The following is a 19,666-nucleotide window of genomic DNA, read 5'->3' on the forward strand; positions in this document are numbered from 1 at the left end:
AAGGTGTACCGTAAGGAGCGCTGGAGCGTACACAAGTGAGAATGCCGGTATGAGTAACGAAAAGATCAGTGAGAATCTGATCCGCCGAAAGCCTAAGGGTTCCTGAGGAAGGTTCGTCCGCTCAGGGTAAGTCGGGACCTAAGGCGAGGCCGAAAGGCGTAGTCGAAGGACAACAGGCCCTAATTCCTGTACCACCGTAATCCGTTATGAGCGATGGGGTGACGCAGCAGGGTAGTGACGCAGACTGATGGATGTCTGTCCAAGCAGTGAGGCTGGTGTGTAGGCAAATCCGCACACCGTTAAGGCTGGGCTGTGATGGGGAGTGAAAATTACAGTAGCGAAGGTCATGATCTCACACTGCCAAGAAAAGCCTCTAGTCAGGAGAAGGTGCCCGTACCGCAAACCGACACAGGTAGGCGAGAAGAGAATTCTAAGGCGCGCGGAAGAACTCTCGTTAAGGAACTCGGCAAAATGACCCCGTAACTTCGGGAGAAGGGGTGCCCCGGTAGTGTGAATAGCACGAGGGGGCCGCAGTGAAAAGGCCCAAGCGACTGTTTAGCAAAAACACAGGTCTGTGCGAAGCCGCAAGGCGAAGTATACGGGCTGACGCCTGCCCGGTGCTGGAAGGTTAAGGGGAGTGGTTAGGGAGTAATCCCGAAGCTATGAACCGAAGCCCCAGTAAACGGCGGCCGTAACTATAACGGTCCTAAGGTAGCGAAATTCCTTGTCAGGTAAATTCTGACCCGCACGAATGGCGTAACGACTTGGGCGCTGTCTCAACGAGAGATCCGGTGAAATTTTAATACCTGTGAAGATGCAGGTTACCCGCGACAAGACGGAAAGACCCCATGGAGCTTTACTGCAGCTTGATATTGGACTTTGATACGATTTGTACAGGATAGGTGGGAGCCTAAGAAGCAGGAGCGCCAGCTTCTGTGGAGGCAACGTTGGGATACCACCCTGATCGTATCGGAGTTCTAACCTGGTACCGTAATCCGGTATGGGGACAGTGTCAGGTGGGCAGTTTGACTGGGGCGGTCGCCTCCTAAAGAGTAACGGAGGCGCCCCAAGGTTCCCTCAGAATGGTTGGAAATCATTCGAAGAGTGCAAAGGCATAAGGGAGCTTGACTGCGAGACTGACAAGTCGAGCAGGGACGAAAGTCGGGCTTAGTGATCCGGTGGTACCGCATGGAAGGGCCATCGCTCAACGGATAAAAGCTACCCTGGGGATAACAGGCTTATCTCCCCCAAGAGTCCACATCGACGGGGAGGTTTGGCACCTCGATGTCGGCTCATCGCATCCTGGGGCTGAAGTAGGTCCCAAGGGTTGGGCTGTTCGCCCATTAAAGCGGTACGCGAGCTGGGTTCAGAACGTCGTGAGACAGTTCGGTCCCTATCTGTCGTGGGCGTAGGAAATTTGAGAGGAGCTGTCCTTAGTACGAGAGGACCGGGATGGACGCACCGCTGGTGCACCAGTTGTTCCGCCAGGAGCACAGCTGGGTAGCTAAGTGCGGAAGGGATAAGCGCTGAAAGCATCTAAGCGTGAAGCCCCCCTCAAGATGAGATTTCCCAGTATGTAAGACCCCTTGAAGACGACGAGGTAGATAGGCTGGGGGTGGAAGTGCAGCAATGCATGGAGCTGACCAGTACTAATCGGTCGAGGGCTTATCCTCAAAGTTTCACGAAGTGAAACTACTTCGGAAGCATATTCTAAGAACCCCGAGAACAATGGGGCACACGCAAGTTCGTTTCGTATCTAGTTTTCAGGTGATCAAGCCTGAACCGATTTTAAGCTGCATGCCTTGATAAGGTCTGATATTTTCTCGCAGCGATGAGTTTTCTAAGGTCGGATATTTTCCTGAAGTGATTCAGGGAGTATTGACCCGGAAAAATCCCGTTTGGTGGCGATGGCGGAGGGGTTCCACACGTACCCATCCCGAACACGACCGTTAAGCCCTCCAGCGCCGATGGTACTTGGACCGCAGGGTCCTGGGAGAGTAGGACGCCGCCAAGCGATTACCTTTATTCCCTGATAGCTCAGTTGGTAGAGCACTCGACTGTTAATCGAGTTGTCACAGGTTCGAGTCCTGTTCGGGGAGCCATTTACACAGATTAGTTCAGGCTGATCTAATCATCAACCTGGATTTTATTGTGGCCCGTTGGTCAAGGGGTTAAGACACCTCCCTTTCACGGAGGTAACAGGGGTTCGAATCCCCTACGGGTCACCACTTTCAATAAGAGCTTCAAATCTCATTTTATGGAGGCTTAGCTCAGCTGGGAGAGCATCTGCCTTACAAGCAGAGGGTCGGGGGTTCGATCCCCTCAGCCTCCACCATATTGTTATACTGACGCGGGGTGGAGCAGCCCGGTAGCTCGTCGGGCTCATAACCCGAAGGCCGCAGGTTCAAATCCTGCCCCCGCAATTAATCCCAAGAAAGATTATGGGATTCACAATGAGTGTGGAGCCGTGGTGTAGAGGCCTAACATGCCTGCCTGTCACGCAGGAGACCGCGGGTTCGAATCCCGTCGGCTCCGCCATTAACATCCTTCTGTATCGGGATTTGAATCCATAAGGGTTCGTCGGAGCATAAGCTTCGATAGGAATACTCCGCAGTCTCGTAACGAAGTGAAGAGTATCCCGTCGGCTCCGAAATTTATTACTTCTTAGATGAGAGCCATTAGCTCAGTTGGTAGAGCACCTGACTTTTAATCAGGGTGTCGAAGGTTCGAGTCCTTCATGGCTCACCATTTACCTTGATTGTCAGGGTGAACAGTGTTACTTGTGCGCGTGTGGCGGAATTGGCAGACGCACTAGACTTAGGATCTAGCGTCTTTGACGTGGGGGTTCAAGTCCCTCCACGCGCACCATTTGCGGACGTGGCTCAGCGGTAGAGCATCGCCTTGCCAAGGCGAGGGTCGCGGGTTCGATTCCCGTCGTCCGCTCCATTATTTGCGCCCTTAGCTCAGCTGGATAGAGCGTTTGACTACGAATCAAAAGGTCAGGAGTTCGAATCTCTTAGGGCGCGCCATTTTCATTTTAATTCAATATGCCGGCGTGGCGGAATGGCAGACGCGCTCGACTCAAAATCGAGTGGGAAACCGTGGAGGTTCGAGTCCTCTCGCCGGTACCAACTTAGTCAATTAGACTCCAAGGATGAATATCCTTGGAGTTTTTGCTTTTTTACAGAATCCAATCTGCTCACTTTACTCCTTATAGTTCAGATTTTTCATGAAGAATGAGAGTGTTAGTTCATTTATCGAACGTTGAGCTTCACGGTTATTGAAATGGCCATTCATCCAAGAAAGTATCGGGAAGATCAGATAGAAGTCGCTAAAGGTTAAATGATCTGCATGAGGAATAATGAGCTCTTGACCTCCGTTTTGAAGCGCCTCCTGCTTCCGAATAGGAATTTGCTGAAGAAGTCTATATTCGTCACGTGTTAATCCGTTTGCGGCAAGTTCACTGTCGGATGGATTAGCCAGAAGATCATCGCTTGTGATGGGCGGATCAGAGCTCATAAATAGAAAGGGCCTTGGCAGCCCGTGGCTTAAATCTCCCGTTCCAAAAAATGTTCCGTCCATGTTAATAGCGGCTCGTATACGAGGGTCCTCAAGCATGACTTGTGCAGCATTAGCGCCTCCAAAGGAGTGACCCAGCATTCCGATTCGCTGTAGATCCAACCGGCCTGCAAATATATTCTGTGGATCGTCCCGATTAATCTGCTCCAGCTTATCTATAACAAACTCGGTATCCTTGACCCAGATGTTATTAACTAGCTGATCCCAAGCGGTTAGGTCCGCATAGTGAGGTAAGTTCGGATCAACACCAATATATTTACCTCCTGGGAAAACGGTTGTTAATGACCCATCGGTATGTTCCACTGAGATTACAATGAATCCGTGGCTGGCGAGTTCTGTAGTCTGAAAGGTGCTTGTATAACGTCCACCAGGGAATCCATGTGAGAATAGAATGACTGGATAGTTAGCTTTTCGATGAGAAATAGGTGCATTCAGATAGGCTGGGGTTTGAACAAGTCCAATATAATCAAACAGAAATCTGGGTATAGAATAGGTCTGACTGAGGCCCTTTGCAAGGTCGCTCAGGTCGGGTGAGTAGGGTGCATGTGACTTACCTTCCGTATGATCAGCCGGATACCATACCTGGATATTCAGTTCCCGATCCCGTGCGGAGTCTTTCCAGTGATACTGAACAGTTCCGACCGCGTAAGACCCGGTAGGTGCTTCAAATTTAAAGACAGGTAAAGCCAGAGGAGGCAATATGGTGATGATACAGCTGATGCCCAGCAGAAGGAATTTCCCAAATGCCCAAAATTTATGCTGTCCTGTAGCAAAGGAATCTCTGGGCTTATGACTGCTCCTGAACAAATTCTTGAGCGCATATAGTACCAGCCCTAATGTAACGATATAGCTAGGAACCATCTGCCATCTGTAGTTCTCGAGCGTAATTTGCAGAAATGCAATCGTTACTGAAATAGCTGCGGATAACGCAGTTAAGCGTTTATTTCCGATTCGTCGAAGAATCAATATAGCAAGAAAAATTAAATTTGAGCCAACGGATACCAGCTCTAGCAAGCGCATAAGGTGCCTCCTTCGGGCTTTTATGGTTCTGATTATGCACGCCGAATATAAACAGCACTTAAACGGATTCTTGCAGGCGTAGAAGCTGCTGTATATTCCATCAATTCCAAGGTCACAATAAGTAATAAAGCTTGTAAGAAGGGGATTGTCGTGAATATTTTCCGAATTAAGAAGAACTTCAAGAGGCGCTGGAGAAGATGGAGAAAGGCGATATGGACTGTATCCGCTTGCGGTATTGTAGCTTTGCTGGCTTGGCTGGGTATGCCCCTCTCGGACAAATTAGAGACAGTAATGACTCGTGAAGAGCCGGCTGTTCTTGAGACATTGGCTAATCTTCAGACGGCTTATGATCACGTCTCATCCAAGGAGTTCAGGCAAGCCATTAATGAGACGAATCGGGTCAGAACGGTTCATTTGAATAAAATATATACTTGCGGGGAAGAGAGCCAGGTTCTGGGTGACATGAAAGGTAAGGAAATTGCCGACCTGCAGAACAAGCATCCGGATTGGACCGGACGTGTAGATGCCGGGGGAGAGGTGTGGTTCGATCATCATATTGTGGACTTGTCCGATATATGTAAGCGATCGGGCTATATAGGCCTGGATCATAAAGGAAACCTCAGTCTATTTGAAGGACCGCCCAAAGATGAGAAGGTTATGCGTACGTTTTTCCAGCTGGATATTGAATCCATGGAGAGTGCACTGCCTGAGGATATCGTGAATCAGATCAGACAAGGAATTAGAATTCAGGATGTTGAGGAGTATAACAGTGTATTGTCTACTTTTAGCGACTACGCCACTACGGTCTCACAGAAGGCGATAAAGTTGAACTGAATAGCCGCTGGGCATAAGGAAGGGACGTGACAAACGTCTCTTTTTTGTGCTTTAGACAACCGGATATTAACTTTTTCCTCTATGCTGCCCTATCTTTTGTTATAATAGAGTGAATACATATGTTCGCTTTATGAACTATAGGAGAGATTACGTTTGCGAATTTTAGGTATAGACCCCGGAATTGCGATTGTTGGTTTCGGTTTCATTGATAAGCAGGGAAGCAGATGCATTCCGGTTCAATATGGATGTATCCAGACAGAGAAGAACACCCCCGAAGAAGAACGGCTGCTGCATGTATACGAAGCAATTGGACAGCTGATGGACAAGTATAAGCCGGATGCGGTGGCACTTGAGAAGCTGTTCTTCAATCGAAATGTGACGACGGCTATGTCAGTGAGTCAGGCCAGAGGCGTACTTGTCCTGGCTGCCATTCAGAGAGGGTTGCCTATAGGGGAATATACTCCGATGCAGGTGAAGCAGGCCATTGTCGGTTACGGTAAAGCAGAGAAGAAGCAGGTCCAGGAAATGACCAAGATCTTCTTAAAGCTGCAGGCTGTGCCAAAGCCCGATGATGTTGCGGATGCGCTGGCGATTGCCATTTGCCATGCTCATTCCAGCACACTAAATTCCAAGATAAACGAGGTATTGCGTTCATGATAGATTACCTAAAGGGACATATTGTCCACTATGAAACCGAGTATGTCGTTATGGATGTGCAGAATGTTGGCTACCGGGTGTTCTGTCCTAATCCGTATGCTTTTGCCAAAAGTGACGATATGGTCACGGCTTATATTCATCATCACGTACGGGAGGATGCGATTCTTCTGTTTGGCTTCCCTACAAGGGAGGAGCAGAAGCTGTTCCGCAAGTTAATTGAGGTATCGGGAATTGGGCCGCGCGTGGCACTCGGTATTCTTGGCGGAGGTACGCCTGACAGTGTGGTAGCCGCGATATATCAAGAGAACATCACATTCCTTACGAAGCTGCCGGGAATCGGGAAGAAGACCGCGCAGCGTATCATTCTTGATCTGAAAGACAAGCTGGACGGGATTGCGAATACCCCATTATTTGTTCAAGTAGATAATGATCAGCATGATCTGTTCAATCCAGTCTCTACAGGCTGGCATGAAGCCAAAGAAGGATTGAGAGCTTTAGGTTATACGGATGCTGAGCTGGACAAGGTTTGGCAGACTTTGAAAGATGGAATTGTACCGGATGAGCCGGTTGACTCCGTAATGAAGAAAGCACTCAGAATGCTGTATGCGGGCTAAGTAAGGACAGAGGGGGAGTACACTGATGGATGACCGCATTATTTCGGCCAATCTAATGATGGAAGACCAGGCGGTTGAATTAAGCCTTCGTCCCCGTTATTTGGCTGAATATATTGGACAGGACCAAGTTAAGGAAAATTTAAAAATATATATTGAAGCCGCCAAGATGAGAAAAGAAGCACTGGACCATGTTCTGCTCTATGGCCCTCCGGGACTTGGTAAGACGACGCTAGCTAACATTATTGCGAATGAGCTAGGTGTGAACCTGCGGACCACCTCCGGTCCCGCAATTGAGCGGCCGGGGGATCTTGCGGCTCTGCTAACGAATTTGCAGGAAGGGGATGTGCTGTTCATCGATGAGATCCACCGTCTTCACCGGACCGTTGAGGAAGTATTATATCCCGCCATGGAAGATTTCGCGCTGGATATCATGATTGGCAAAGGGCCCAGTGCCCGTTCGGTCAGATTGGATCTACCACCCTTCACTTTAATAGGGGCGACGACACGTGCGGGGTTATTGTCAGCTCCGCTTAGAGACCGTTTCGGAGTGGTCAGCCGCCTCGAGTTCTACACCGTGGACCAGCTTAGCTACATTGTAAGCAGGGGTGCTGATATTCTTGGTATTGAAATCCTCGGAAATGCGGCGGAGGAAGTTGCCCTCAGATCCAGAGGGACCCCGCGTATCGCTAACCGGCTGCTCAAGCGAGTAAGGGATTATGCCCAGGTACGTGGAGATGGAATCATTACGGCGGATATAGCTAATGAAGCGCTTAGAATGCTGCAGGTAGACCCGATGGGACTCGACTTGATTGACCACAAGATGCTAAAAGCTATGATTATGAGCTTTCGCGGAGGTCCGGTTGGACTGGATACGATTGCCGCCACGATCGGGGAAGAGAGCCAGACTATTGAAGATGTGTATGAGCCTTATTTGCTGCAGATCGGATTTCTTCAGCGGACCCCGCGTGGTCGCATGGTTACCGCCGCGGCTTACGCACATCTCGGACTGCCTGTACCTGAGAAGATGTAATACTTGATGAGAACACATCTGTGAGGGAGGATTATCATTACCATGGAGCAATCACGTAACAAGAGCAAGCTGCTAACAATAGGAAAAGGATTACTGGCAGGGGTATTGTTACTCGGTATGATGCAATCATCAGCTTATGCCGCACCAACAACTACGGACACTGTTCGTGTCGCTTTGTTTGTTGATGCCGGCAGTACTTATAAATCCACTGTACCCGCAGTAACCTTCATATCCACATCGGCCTGGACAGCTTCTCCTAAAGGAGACGCGGGATCTTGGGTCAAACTTGCGGCGGGAGAGAAAGCAAGATTCAGTATGGATGGGTTCAAGGTCAAGGTCATGGAGACGGCAGATTGGAAAAAAGCATCAGATTCAGCGAAGAAGCTTCAATCAACTGCCGATAAGCCGCTGATCTTTGCTGTCAGTCAATCAGGAACCACTCTGTACCAAATTTACAGTGGTCCTTATGTTTCGGCTTCTGAAGCGCAGAAGGCGGCAGCAAGAACCGGACAGGCACTCGGCCTAAGCGGGGCGGCCGCTCCAGAGGCCAAGGGAGGACTGTATCTGTCTGCAGGAACATTTGCAAATCAGCAGGAAGCAGACCAAATCAGGGAGCGAATTGCATCCCAAGGAACTGATGCTGTAGTTGTCCTGTCCGGTCCATCAAAGTATGAAGTGTGGGTTGGGGATGCTACTACGTCTGAAGAGCTTGATCAAGTGGAATCCCAGCTGACTGCGAGTGTTCCGGGATTATCTCTCCAGCCAGCCAATCAGACCCGCGCGAGCGTAATTCTTCGCTCTGATGTCACCTTGAATTTATCAAGCCCATCTCCGGTCAAGCATTTCTCAGTGAACGGCAACGGAGCCGTGCTGTGGATCCAAGGGAATGACTCTGATTCAGACAGTATTCAACTTGTGGAGCGTTCTTCACGCAAATATAGAGGCGGCTTCGAGCTTAGCCGTGTGAACGGGCAGCTGGCCGTTGTCAATGAGCTTCCTCTGGACAAGTACTTGTACTCCGTAGTCGGAGGAGAGGTCTATTCATCTTGGCCGCAGGAAGCACTTAAAGCTCAAGCTGTAGCAGCAAGAACGTATGCCTTGTATCAGGGGGCTACCAAGTTCAAAGTAGCGGGGCTAGTAGATACGACATTAAGTCAGGCCTATAACGGGGTTGAGAAAGAAGCCGCCAGCATAATAAAGGCGGTTGACAGTACTTCAGGTGAAGTGCTTAAGAGCAACGGAAAGTTAATAGAAGGCTTGTTCTCGTCCAACAGTGGAGGAATGGCGGCAGATTCTACTGAAGTGTGGAAGAATACAGACGCTACTTACCAAGCTGTAAAGAGTGATGAGGATAAGGCCGCGCAGGCAGGACTCAAAATGTGGTACCATGTACTGCTCGCGAATGGCAAGACGGGTTATATTCGTGAAGATAATACGAAATTAACGGGGACCAAGAATCCCGCAGGGCTGCCGTACCTGACTGTGACCGCGAATGATACGAATGTAAGAGCTCTGCCGGTAGTACAATCAGGAGAGACGCCTATTGCCAAAATGAACCCTGGCGATCAGGCTATTGTTCTTGAGAAGGTGGATCAGTCCAATGAATACGCCTGGATCAAAGGTCCTTTTACCTCAGATCAATTAATTCAATCTCTTAAAGGGAAAACCACGACTTCAGTTAGCTCGCCTATATTGTCACTGGAGGTTGCTCAGCGTGGGCCTTCCGGCCGCGCCATTCAAGTGAAAGCGAATGGACAAGTTCTTGATGTTAAATATCCGGACCTGTATCGTTCTGCTCTTGGCAGCTTGCCAAGTACCCTGTTTGATATTACAGCAACCGGAAGGTATACTGTACTAGGTGCCGGGAATCAGACAGGTACAGGCACAGCACAAGCGGGGACTAAAGTAATCTCCGCATCTGGAACACAAAGTATAAGTGGTGGGGACATGGTTGTCCTTAGCGGCTCTAACGAAGCCAGGGTTATAGATGACAGCAATGCCTTTATGTTCACTGGACGTGGTAACGGCCATGGGATCGGATTATCACAATGGGGCGCTAAAGGAATGGCTGAAGAAGGCAAAGATTACAAAACCATTTTGCAGCATTATTATCAAAATGTGACTATAACGAAGGAATGAAGCGGCATCATGAACGTAGACTTATATGATTTTGAACTACCAGAAGAGCTTATAGCCCAGACCCCTTTGCTGGAAAGAACATCTTCACGCTTGCTTACCTTGAATAAGAAGGATGGAAGTACTGAAGACCATATCTTCTCTGAAATTGTTGATTATTTGAACCCTGGGGATACGCTGGTGCTTAATGACACACGGGTAATCCCGGCAAGGCTGTTCGGGGTGAAGGAAGATACCGGAGCCAAGGCAGAAGTTCTGCTGCTTAAGAGCTTGGGGGAAGATCAGTGGGAAGTCCTTGTTAAGCCTGGTAAAAAACTGAAAAAGGGCTCCGTCATCGTATTTGGTGATGAGCTTAAGGCAACAATTATAGAAGAAGGCGAGCTGGGCGGACGAGTTCTCAAGTTCTCATACGAGGGAATTTTCAATGAAATTCTGGATCGCCTGGGCCAAATGCCTCTTCCACCGTATATCAAAGAAAAGCTTGAAGATAAAGAGCGCTACCAGACGGTATACGCTCGTCATGAGGGTTCTGCTGCTGCTCCTACTGCTGGTCTTCATTTTACAGAAGAGCTGCTGGATCGGATTCGCGCCAAGGGGATTTCAATTGCCTTTGTAACTCTGCATGTGGGATTGGGTACTTTCAGACCTATGTCTGTTGATCGTGTAGAAGACCATGTCATGCACGAAGAGTATTATATTCTTCCACAGGAAACAGCGGATATCCTGAATGAGACACGAGCCCGTGGCGGCAGAGTGATTGCGGTAGGGACCACCTCGGCAAGAACACTGGAGACTGTAAGTCAGAGTTGTGGCGATGGACCCATTGTGAAGAGCAGCGGATGGACGCAAATTTTTATCTACCCTGGCTACAAGTACGGCCTTGTAGATGCCTTAATAACGAATTTTCATCTTCCCAAGTCGACGCTGGTAATGCTGGTTAGTGCACTTGCAGGGAGAGAAAATATATTGAACGCATACCGAGAAGCGATTGAGAAGAAATACCGTTTCTTCAGCTTCGGCGATGCCATGTTTATTTACTAAGCCTTAGAGGATGGTTGATGATATTGACAGCAGCTGTAACCTACGAACATATAAAGACATGTAAGCAATCTGGTGCCAGACTGGGCCGGGTTCATACTCCCCATGGGATTATAGAGACGCCTACCTTTATGCCTGTGGGAACTCAGGCTACAGTGAAGACCATGAGTCCTGAAGAGCTTAAAGAGATGGATGCCAAGATTATTCTCAGTAATACGTACCATCTGTTCCTTCGCCCCGGACATGAGATTATTCGTGAGGCCGGTGGACTTCATAAGTTTATGAACTGGGACCGTGCAATACTGACTGACAGCGGCGGATTCCAAGTCTTCTCCTTAAGTGAAATGAGAAAGATCACGGAGGAAGGAGTTCATTTCCGGTCTCATCTCAGCGGCGAGAAGCTGTTCCTTTCCCCGGAAGTTGCTATGGAAATTCAGAACGCCCTTGGTTCCGACATCATGATGGCGTTTGATGAATGTGCTCCTTATCCGGCAGATCACGAGTATGTGAAGAAATCTTTAGAGCGGACTTCCCGCTGGGCAGAACGGTGTCTTGAAAGCCATGTAAGACCTCATGACCAAGCCCTGTTCGCGATTGTGCAGGGGGGCATGTATGAAGATCTGCGAAGACAGAGTGCTGCCGATTTGACTTCCCTGGATTTTCCGGGGTATGCTATTGGTGGACTGAGTGTAGGTGAGCCCAAACACCTGATGTATGAGGTGCTGGACTATACAGTACCGCTGCTTCCCGCGAACAAGCCGAGGTATTTAATGGGTGTTGGCTCTCCGGATGCGCTTATTGAAGGCTCAATTCGGGGAATTGATATGTTCGATTGTGTGCTTCCAACCAGAATTGCACGCAATGGCACAACAATGACGAGTCAAGGCCGGCTTGTTGTTCGTAATGCCAAGTATGCTAATGATTTTGGACCTTTGGATCCGGAATGCAGCTGTTATACTTGCCGAAATTATTCCCGTGCTTATTTGCGTCACCTTATCAAAGCGGATGAGACTTTTGGACTTCGGTTAACGACGTATCATAATCTGCACTTCCTGCTCGATCTTATGAAGAACGTGCGTCAAGCGATCATGGATGACCGGCTGCTTGACTTCCGGGATGAATTTTTCGAACAGTACGGTCTGCTAGACAACGACAAAGGCTTCTAAGGGGATTTTTTACTAGAGAAGAAAGGGGGGAACATCAATGTTTCAATATGCAGCCGCTGCCGCAGCGCCAGGCCAAGATTTGTACAGCATCATCATTCCGTTTGTTCTGATGTTTGTTGTATTCTACTTCTTGTTGATTCGTCCACAGAAGAAGAAGCAAAATACTAGAAAAAACATGCTTAGTGCTTTGAAGAAGGGCGACAGAATCGTAACCATCGGAGGTTTGCACGGTACGATTACCGAGCTTACAGATGATACGGTCGTGCTAAAAGTGAACGATGTAACCAAGCTTACATTTGAACGAAGCGCAATCAGCCATAGTATCAGTACAGCAGATACGACTGGATCTGCCAGCTAAATCATAATGAGCCTGCTCTAATTAGAGCAGGCTCATTTTATTGGTTTAGATTGTGCTTATATCGATGACTCCACATTCAGAGGCAGAGTTGCTGGCTGAGCTGAACGCTGAGCCCATCGAACTGCCAGCGTTGTGGCTATTGTAGCTAAGACCAGTCCTCCAATCATATCCGTAAGCCAATGAATACCCATATAGAAGATAGCAAAGACAATAATAAAGGCACTCACACCAGCCGCAAGCGCCCAGCGGCGATTGCCCGAGCGAACGGCAAGAATAGCCATTGAGACAGAAATAGACGTATGAAGGCTTGGGAAGCAGTTGTTAATCCCAGATAATGGGCGGTAAGCCGCGTCAAAATTAGGGAAAACTTCATACATATAGAATTCTGCGCCTGAAGGGGCATAAGACCATACTTCATTGATTGGAAAGAACAGATAGAAAGGTATAGCTACTAAATAATTCAGGATCACTGTATAACATACAGCATGAACAAAAACGGTGTTCTTACCGCTTGCATAAATGCCTAGCGAAGCAATAAGCAGCGCCTGAAAAACAACAACATAGAAAAAGGCCGTGACTTCAGTTATCCAATGGGCATGAAAGAACTGCTGAAAATGTTGTACGAAATGTCCTTCTATAGCAAGAAACCAGGGTGTGAAATCTGTTGGTGTCCCTAGTTCAGCTTCCCATTTAAGCTCAAAACTGTTAACGAGCAGAACGCCGACCATTAAGGCAAATAGAACCAGGAACCTTCTGGAAAAAATAAGCTCGCGAATAAATGCATATGCAGCTACAAACGGATTTCTGGCGGAACCAAACCAGATTAGCAGTATAGCAACACCTGCTGTGAAAAGCGAAACGGTTGTCATGGAATGATAAAGCAACGCCGATTTTTCCCCCTTATATTTAACACGGATTACATCAGTTTAACATATTTCGGGGTAATCAGAAATAATCCTGAACTAACCAACCGCTTCTTGGAATTTGTATTACTTTTGTAAATTCACGCCCATTACGCCCCCAACCATCCCAATAAGGGATGCGGGTAGCAGTAATAGAAAGTCGTTCAAAATAAGCTGTGAATCCAAGGCCAAGAAGCTGATAAGCAGTACAATAATCCCGTACAGGACACCAACCAGCCCACCTTGATACCATCCCTTTCGGCCTGATCTTTTGCCGGCAGCAATCCCTCCGAATCCAATGGATAAAGCATGAGTCAGGTAGGTGTATACAGATAGATTATCCTCCTGCATTTGACTGAGATGAAGGAACAAAGATAGGATCAATGCTCCAATCATCATCCACAAAAAACTATACCAGAGGCCGGACACGGTTGGGTGAGAGATGCGAAACGGAAGCATACGGCGCTTGTACTCCATGAATAGCTCCTCCTTAGCTCAAGCTTTTGATATTTCATTGTATGGTCAAGCCTATTCTGATATTACCAAGTGGTTAAGGTTATTTGATTATTCTGTAAAAACCACCGCTATTTAAAGAAGTTACTTCTGCATTAGCCGTAAGGCTGAGGGAAGAATACATGTACTTGGATATCTGAAAAATAATCTGGATAGGGAGGAAAAGACGTGCCCGCACAAATCAAATATGCCTCGCTGCCTTTACCCCTGATTATGAATGGAAAAGTACTCGATAAGAACTTGGAGCAAATTAGCCAGACACGTTTTTGGCTAAAGAACCAAATTCAATTTCAAGGTCTAAAGCACTTCAAGGAAGTCAACCTGTGCACGGTGGATCATAGAGGCAGGATGTACATTGTTACGGGTGAATAAGCGCATTTTTTAAAGTCCAAAACATGTACCTCTCATGTAAACCACCTGCCGATAAAAGGCACTCTCTGTAAATCACTGCGGTCCACAAGTCCGAGCAAAGCTACAAGGATGAGGTACAGGATTCCTCCAAGTACAGCTGATGCCGCGAACTTTAGCCAAATTTGCGAACCCAGTGAAACTTCATGATAAATGAGGCTGACTGCTCCAGCCATGATGATCATCACTCCGGATACTTTAAAGAAATCCATCCAAGGAATGTGGTACTTGAGGGCAACAGCCACGGCTCCCGCATGCAGAAGCGTCACGATAACAATGTTGACAATAATAGCTATGATGGCTCCATAAATGCCCAGCGCCGGATTTGATGCCAGATACAGGATTAATCCAATTTTTACGACTGCACCGATTAGGGTATTTGTTAATGCCTTTCCAGGTTGATCTAAAGCCTGAAGTGCTGCTTGTAGCGGACCCTGTAAATAAATGAGTATTGCAAAAGGAGCCATCAGCTTTAACATACCGGCGATTTCGCTATTCTTATACAGCAGAACGCATAATGGTTCTGCCATTACATACATAATTACAGCAAAAGGAGCCCCTGATACCAGGGCCAGCTTGATGGATTGATGCAATCTCTTGTGAATGGTCCGCATATCTCCACGTGCCTGTGCTTCTGCGAGGGAAGGAACCAAGGACACGGCAAGAGATGAAGTAAGTGCTCCGGGCAGTAATAAAAGTGGAATAATCATTCCCTGAAGGGCACCGTATTGAGCCGTCGCAATGGCCGTAGCTATTCCAGCTATGGCAAGGCTTTGCGCGGTGGTGATAGATTCGAGCAAGTAGGAGAGTGAACCAACCAATCGTCCACCTGTGACAGGCAAAGCTATCCCGAGAATCCGTCTCAATGTTCTCCGGACCGAGTTAGGGTGATTGGAATGTGGCTGCTCTAGATGACTGGAGTGTGACTGCTCTAATAGAAGGCCGGAATGGTCATTTCGTTCCTGACGCTTCAATCTTCTCATCTGCCACAGCAGAACCAGCATGCCTACGATCTCACCGGCTACTACCCCGAGCATAGCCCCTGCTGCTCCATAAGCAACGCCCATGGGGAATAATAAATAGGAGAACCATAGTACGCATAGGATACGCGTTAGTGTCTCCATGATGGATGAGGTCGCCGACGGAATCATATCTTGTTTGCCTTGGAAATACCCCCGGTAGACCGAAGACACAGCGATAATGACGATCATAGGGCTCATACTGATAAAGGTATGATAGACCCGGCTGTCCGGCAGAATGTTCCGGGTAATCCACGATGCTCCGAACAGGCACAAGAAGGTAAATAAAAAACCCGCGCTTATCGAGAAGATAAGACTCGTCCGAAGTATTGCCCTGGATCTGTCGGGTTGACCTTCCGACTCCGCTTCAGCCACAAGCTTACTGATCGCAAGCGGGATTCCTCCTGAGATGATCGTGACTATAACCAGAAAGAATGGGTACCCCAGCTGATATAAACCAACACCTTCAGCGCCAATGATACGCGGTAGAATTATTCGGGGGATGAAACCAAGAATCCGATTAATTAGACCAGCTGCAAGAAGAATCATTGTCCCATGGATAAAAGATTGCTTGTTCACATTTCTCCCTCTTCCCCCATGTGTCATAGTCAAGAAATTACTATATAGACATGCTCTAGCTTAACCATATGCGGGACCTGTCCGGGTTCATGACACCGTTTTGTGAATTCAGGAATCTCAGCCTTTCAGCTTGAATGAGGTTATGCCCGAAATGCCTGGACTTGTCAGGCAGGAATTAGTAAGATGAAGTGGAATGTAATAGAGACGAAAGCTACAGAGATGTGCTTAAGAAGGAGGACTCCCATGGACGAAGAAGATTTCACCGAAGCACAGCTGATCCAGTCTATTGAGCAGCTTTGCCGGAGCAAAGCGGAGGAATTCCATTTGATTGGCTACGAACACGTTACCCATTCGGATATCTGGGATTGTATCAGTTCAAAATATGAGAAGTCAGGCATACCGCCCCTTTACCAGCTTGTTAACGACATCATGTCACTGAAAGCTACACAATTCATGAATTTTTTAACGCTTTCCGCCTATCGTGGATCCCGTTTTGATTAATGGGATTTTTTTTGTCCGGCAATATTTGATAAATTGACGGTCTTTTCCCACGTGCTATAATAGGAATATTGAGAATGAAAGGGGAACAAAGAACGGGATGAAAAGGATCATCACATTCCTAGTCGTTGTGGTAGTGACCGCGGCGGTTATGGTAGGGACAACCCCCAGTTTGCTTAAGGACATTAACCTTGGTCTGGATCTGAAGGGAGGCTTCGAGATTCTGTATGAAGCTACTCCAATCGAAGCTGGCGGTAAGGTAACCAAGGATGCTTTGCAGGAGACGGCAAAGAGCATTGAGAAACGGGCAAATAAGCTCGGAACAAGTGAACCTGACGTTACAACGGAAGGGACGAACCGTATTCGTCTGAAAATGCCTGGTGTAACGGACGAGAAGGTTGTTCGCCAGAAAATGCAAGAACCTGCAACGCTAACGTTCCGAAGCAAGGATGGGACGGAGAAGAGTGCGGGTCAATACAACAAGATTGAATTGTACGGAAATGAGTTCGCTGAGAACGGCGCTTCTTACCATCCTGACCAATTGAATCAATATTATGAAGTAAGCATTAAAGTTAAAGATAAGTCGAAGCTCGCAGATATCACAACTCGCCTCCTCAATAAGGAGCTTGCGATCTTCATGGACGATACGCTGCTCTATGCTCCAGTGGTACGAGCTGTGCTCACTGACGGCACAGCCTCGATCAGTGGAGGATACACCAAAGATCAGGCTAAAGATTTGAGTGATAAGATTAATCTGGGTGCTCTGCCACTCAAACTAACCGAGAAATATTCGCAAAGTGTAGGTGCCACGCTAGGTAAGCTGTCACTGGATCAAACTTTGCAAGCCGGTATCATTGGCTCGTTGATCATTCTGGCTTTCATGATTCTGGTGTACCGAATTCCGGGATTGATCGCAAGCTTCACCTTGATTGTATACACCTGGCTGCTGATTGCCTTCTTCTATTTTGCAGGTGTAACCCTGACATTGCCGGGTATAGCCGCTTTCATCTTAGGTATTGGTATGGCGGTAGATGCCAACATCATTACCGACGAGCGGATCAAAGAAGAGCTTAGAAGCGGAAAAAGCATTCTGTCCGCGGTTAAAGCCGGCAGCAGAGTCTCCTTCCGTACCGTTATGGATGCGCATGTAACGACCTTTATTGCAGCGGCAGTCATGTTCGGTCTGGGAACCGGTGCAGTTAAAGGCTTTGCTTTTGTTCTGATGCTCGACCTGATCGTCAGTATCATTACGAACATTTTCTTCTCCCGATATCTCCTGCATCTTCTGGTTAAGGGGAATATTATCAAGAGCCCCAAAATGCTTGGTGTAAAGGAGAGTGAAATAAATGCGCTCTAAGTGGAATTATGACTTTGTTAAAGCGAGTAAGTATTTTTATATCTTTTCCATCGTACTAACGATTGCAGGAATAATTAGTCTGTCCGTATTCAAACTGAATTATGGGGTAGACTTCCGTTCTGGTTCTAATGTGGATGTAAAGATCACCAAAGATGTAACAAAACAGGATATCGAGAAGGTCCTTGTAGAGACCAAGCTCAATCAAAAGGATGTTCAGATTACCCCGGGCACCGGGCGTGTAAATATTCGTTTCCCTGAGGTGCTGACTCCTAACCAGGAATCTGATCTTAAAGCTGCTCTAATTAAAGATATCGATAAGAACGCCTCGGCAGAAGTCAACACGGTAGATCCTGAAATGGCCCGTGAACTTCAGCAGAACGCGATCTACGCGGTATTGCTTGCGAGCCTTGGTATTATTGTGTATGTCACCATCCGCTTCGAATGGCGGTTTGCGGTGGCCGCGATTGTTGCGCTGCTGCATGATGCATTTCTGGTCATCACGATATTCTCCATCCTGCGCTTGGAAGTTAACCTGACCTTCATCATTGCTGTACTGACCATCGTTGGTTATTCCATCAATGATACCGTCGTTATATTTGACCGGGTTCGTGAGAATATGCGTTTTGCCAAGATCAAGACACATACGGATTTGCATGATGTCGTGAACAAGAGTATTTCTCAAACTATGACGCGTTCAATCAATACCGTATTTACTGTGTTTATTGCCTCAGTGTGTTTGCTTATCTTTGGTAGTGAGTCCATTCGTATGTTCTCACTTGCCATGGTAATCGGACTTTTGTGCGGTGCATATTCATCTATCTTTATTGCGAGCCCACTATGGTATGTTCTTAAAGGCTTGCAGAAGAATGTTAAATCCAAACCGTCCAAAACAACGACTTAATCAAATGATCCGCCAGAGCATTAGAGAAAGCCGCGTCTGCGTGTGACGCGGCTTTCTGCTCTTTCGCGGTCATGTCAGTGACCAGGAGGGGATTCTATGACTAGCAAGTATGACGCTCATTCTGAAGCAGCTGCATGGACCGGAATTATCAACAATTTTACATTGGCTATATTTAAAGGCGTAGTAGGACTGTTGTGCGATAGTAAGGCTTTAATAGGAGATGCACTCTACTCTGCTTCTGAAGCAGCCGAGGGGTTATCCGGAAAGATTCAATTGCCAGGATTCAAAGAACACAGCCTTCAGCGGGAGCGATCTGTGAGATCGTCCAAGGAGGGCGACCCGCTCCTTATCATCATGTTCACGGTCTTTTTGCTGATGGGTGCCTTACAAATAGCCATTTCATCCATCAAACAGATGTCGATTGGAGACGTCAAGGCTCCGGCCTACATGTCAGGAGTAACTGTTGTTATTGCCGTAGCCCTCAAAGAGGCAGTATTTCAGTATCAGTTCCGTCAGTCTAAGAAACATGGGGAAGAACTAGGAAGAGCTTTTCTGGAGACCCGCCGTTTTTCCTTGTATTCTTCTATTGCTGTACTTATTGGAGTATTTGGATCTATGGCTGGCGGTGCCTTGGGTATAGAAGGTCTACTGTATTTGGACCCGGCTGCCGGACTTCTGATTGCCTGCTTCGTGTTGTGGAGAGGTTATCGTATGGTGGTCACATCCATCTATGGCACGTTGGCACAGGAGCTTCAAGACGAGGATGCAGTCAGTTTTGTAGAGACAGTACAAAGAGTGCATGGTGTTATTATGGTGCAAGATCTTCGGGCGCATGAGCAAGGGCACTACGTAACTGTAGAAGCCAAAATATGTGTGAATCCCCGGATCACGGTTATTGAAGCAAAAGATATTGCCAACCGGGCTAAAGCTCTGCTCATGCATCGGTTCTCTCATGTAAGTGATGTGAATATCCATGTACTTCCCTATGATCCGGTCTACCCCTATAAATCGAACCATGAGAATTCAAATACAGACATGCCTACCTTGCTTCAATAGC

16 protein-coding genes, 10 tRNA genes, 2 rRNA genes and 1 pseudogene (1 of these 29 cut by a window edge) are annotated in these 19,666 nt (G+C 47.5%); 25 read left to right on the forward strand and 4 right to left on the reverse strand.

Going from position 1 to position 19,666, the window contains the following annotated elements; translation table 11 throughout:
- From ACRRNK_RS06140 to ACRRNK_RS06195, 12 genes are all read left to right on the forward strand, one after another.
- Positions 1-1,673, forward strand: a 23S ribosomal RNA gene (locus ACRRNK_RS06140); it begins 1,381 nt to the left of the window's first position.
- Between the two features lie 224 nt (positions 1,674-1,897).
- Positions 1,898-2,014 (forward strand): 5S ribosomal RNA (gene rrf, locus ACRRNK_RS06145).
- Between the two features lie 12 nt (positions 2,015-2,026).
- Positions 2,027-2,102 (forward strand) — tRNA-Asn (locus tag ACRRNK_RS06150).
- A gap of 51 nt (positions 2,103-2,153) precedes the next feature.
- Positions 2,154-2,228: transfer RNA gene (locus ACRRNK_RS06155), tRNA-Glu, on the forward strand.
- A 31-nt stretch (positions 2,229-2,259) separates the two neighbouring features.
- Positions 2,260-2,335 (forward strand) — tRNA-Val (locus ACRRNK_RS06160).
- A 14-nt stretch (positions 2,336-2,349) separates the two neighbouring features.
- Positions 2,350-2,423: transfer RNA gene (locus tag ACRRNK_RS06165), tRNA-Met, on the forward strand.
- Between the two features lie 38 nt (positions 2,424-2,461).
- Positions 2,462-2,538, forward strand: a tRNA-Asp gene (locus tag ACRRNK_RS06170).
- Positions 2,539-2,672: 134 nt separating this feature from the next.
- A tRNA-Lys gene (locus ACRRNK_RS06175) sits at positions 2,673-2,748 on the forward strand.
- A gap of 36 nt (positions 2,749-2,784) precedes the next feature.
- Positions 2,785-2,868, forward strand: a tRNA-Leu gene (locus ACRRNK_RS06180).
- 3 nt (positions 2,869-2,871) lie between these two features.
- Positions 2,872-2,946, forward strand: a tRNA-Gly gene (locus ACRRNK_RS06185).
- A 6-nt stretch (positions 2,947-2,952) separates the two neighbouring features.
- A tRNA-Arg gene (locus tag ACRRNK_RS06190) sits at positions 2,953-3,029 on the forward strand.
- 20 nt (positions 3,030-3,049) lie between these two features.
- Positions 3,050-3,131: transfer RNA gene (locus tag ACRRNK_RS06195), tRNA-Leu, on the forward strand.
- A gap of 73 nt (positions 3,132-3,204) precedes the next feature.
- On the opposite strand, the gene ACRRNK_RS06200 is transcribed toward ACRRNK_RS06195, so the two are convergent.
- Positions 3,205-4,599: an alpha/beta hydrolase family protein gene (locus tag ACRRNK_RS06200; RefSeq protein ID WP_433945901.1), complete on the reverse strand. Its 1,395-nt coding sequence runs from the start codon at positions 4,597-4,599 to the stop codon at positions 3,205-3,207.
- 150 nt (positions 4,600-4,749) lie between these two features.
- Here ACRRNK_RS06200 and ACRRNK_RS06205 point away from each other — a divergent pair, with 150 nt between their 5' ends.
- The 8 genes from ACRRNK_RS06205 to yajC all read left to right on the forward strand — a co-directional run bounded on the left by ACRRNK_RS06205 (position 4,750) and on the right by yajC (position 12,432).
- Positions 4,750-5,433, forward strand: a complete 684-nt coding sequence (locus ACRRNK_RS06205) for a BofC C-terminal domain-containing protein (protein WP_433945902.1) — start codon at positions 4,750-4,752, stop codon at positions 5,431-5,433.
- Between the two features lie 153 nt (positions 5,434-5,586).
- Positions 5,587-6,090 (forward strand): crossover junction endodeoxyribonuclease RuvC, encoded by a 504-nt coding sequence (gene ruvC, locus ACRRNK_RS06210; protein WP_433945903.1) that lies wholly within the window; start codon positions 5,587-5,589, stop codon positions 6,088-6,090.
- Positions 6,087-6,704, forward strand: coding sequence for a Holliday junction branch migration protein RuvA (ruvA, locus tag ACRRNK_RS06215; protein ID WP_433945904.1), 618 nt, complete (start codon positions 6,087-6,089; stop codon positions 6,702-6,704). Before ruvC ends, ruvA begins: the two co-directional genes overlap by 4 nt.
- Before the next feature lie 25 nt (positions 6,705-6,729).
- Positions 6,730-7,734, forward strand: coding sequence for a Holliday junction branch migration DNA helicase RuvB (gene ruvB, locus ACRRNK_RS06220; RefSeq protein ID WP_433945905.1), 1,005 nt, complete (start codon positions 6,730-6,732; stop codon positions 7,732-7,734).
- Between the two features lie 42 nt (positions 7,735-7,776).
- Positions 7,777-9,873 carry a SpoIID/LytB domain-containing protein gene (locus ACRRNK_RS06225; RefSeq protein ID WP_433945906.1) on the forward strand — a complete coding sequence of 699 codons (2,097 nt, stop codon included), beginning with the start codon at positions 7,777-7,779 and terminating at the stop codon, positions 9,871-9,873.
- 9 nt (positions 9,874-9,882) lie between these two features.
- Entirely contained in the window at positions 9,883-10,911 is a 1,029-nt protein-coding gene (gene queA / locus ACRRNK_RS06230) for a tRNA preQ1(34) S-adenosylmethionine ribosyltransferase-isomerase QueA (RefSeq protein ID WP_433945907.1), read from the forward strand.
- 17 nt (positions 10,912-10,928) lie between these two features.
- Positions 10,929-12,074: a tRNA guanosine(34) transglycosylase Tgt gene (gene tgt / locus ACRRNK_RS06235; protein WP_433945908.1), complete on the forward strand. Its 1,146-nt coding sequence runs from the start codon at positions 10,929-10,931 to the stop codon at positions 12,072-12,074.
- Positions 12,075-12,111: 37 nt separating this feature from the next.
- Positions 12,112-12,432 carry a preprotein translocase subunit YajC gene (yajC, locus tag ACRRNK_RS06240; RefSeq protein WP_433945909.1) on the forward strand — a complete coding sequence of 107 codons (321 nt, stop codon included), beginning with the start codon at positions 12,112-12,114 and terminating at the stop codon, positions 12,430-12,432.
- A 56-nt stretch (positions 12,433-12,488) separates the two neighbouring features.
- Here the strand turns inward: yajC and ACRRNK_RS06245 are convergent, their stop codons facing one another.
- Positions 12,489-13,316, reverse strand: coding sequence for a phosphatase PAP2 family protein (locus ACRRNK_RS06245; RefSeq protein WP_433945910.1), 828 nt, complete (start codon positions 13,314-13,316; stop codon positions 12,489-12,491).
- 105 nt (positions 13,317-13,421) lie between these two features.
- Positions 13,422-13,811, reverse strand: a complete 390-nt coding sequence (locus tag ACRRNK_RS06250; protein WP_433945911.1) for a TIGR04086 family membrane protein — start codon at positions 13,809-13,811, stop codon at positions 13,422-13,424.
- A 222-nt stretch (positions 13,812-14,033) separates the two neighbouring features.
- Here ACRRNK_RS06250 and ACRRNK_RS06255 point away from each other — a divergent pair.
- Positions 14,034-14,219, forward strand: a pseudogene (locus tag ACRRNK_RS06255) (YetF domain-containing protein); the annotation flags it as partial.
- A gap of 32 nt (positions 14,220-14,251) precedes the next feature.
- Here the strand turns inward: ACRRNK_RS06255 and spoVB are convergent.
- Positions 14,252-15,853, reverse strand: a complete 1,602-nt coding sequence (gene spoVB, locus ACRRNK_RS06260; RefSeq protein ID WP_433945912.1) for a stage V sporulation protein B — start codon at positions 15,851-15,853, stop codon at positions 14,252-14,254.
- Between the two features lie 243 nt (positions 15,854-16,096).
- Here spoVB and ACRRNK_RS06265 point away from each other — a divergent pair, with 243 nt between their 5' ends.
- From ACRRNK_RS06265 to ACRRNK_RS06280, 4 genes are all read left to right on the forward strand, one after another.
- Positions 16,097-16,354 (forward strand): post-transcriptional regulator, encoded by a 258-nt coding sequence (locus ACRRNK_RS06265; RefSeq protein ID WP_433945913.1) that lies wholly within the window; start codon positions 16,097-16,099, stop codon positions 16,352-16,354.
- 97 nt (positions 16,355-16,451) lie between these two features.
- Entirely contained in the window at positions 16,452-17,708 is a 1,257-nt protein-coding gene (gene secD, locus ACRRNK_RS06270; protein ID WP_433945914.1) for a protein translocase subunit SecD, read from the forward strand.
- Positions 17,698-18,609, forward strand: coding sequence for a protein translocase subunit SecF (gene secF, locus ACRRNK_RS06275; protein ID WP_433945915.1), 912 nt, complete (start codon positions 17,698-17,700; stop codon positions 18,607-18,609). Before secD ends, secF begins: the two co-directional genes overlap by 11 nt.
- Positions 18,610-18,705: 96 nt before the next feature.
- The gene (locus ACRRNK_RS06280; RefSeq protein ID WP_433945916.1) at positions 18,706-19,665 is read left to right on the forward strand and encodes a cation diffusion facilitator family transporter; all 960 of its coding nucleotides are present in this window, start codon (positions 18,706-18,708) and stop codon (positions 19,663-19,665) included.
- Position 19,666 lies beyond the last annotated feature (1 nt).

It is taken from the genome of Paenibacillus sp. SN-8-1, assembly GCF_050995535.1.
GTDB lineage: Bacteria > Bacillota > Bacilli > Paenibacillales > Paenibacillaceae > Fontibacillus.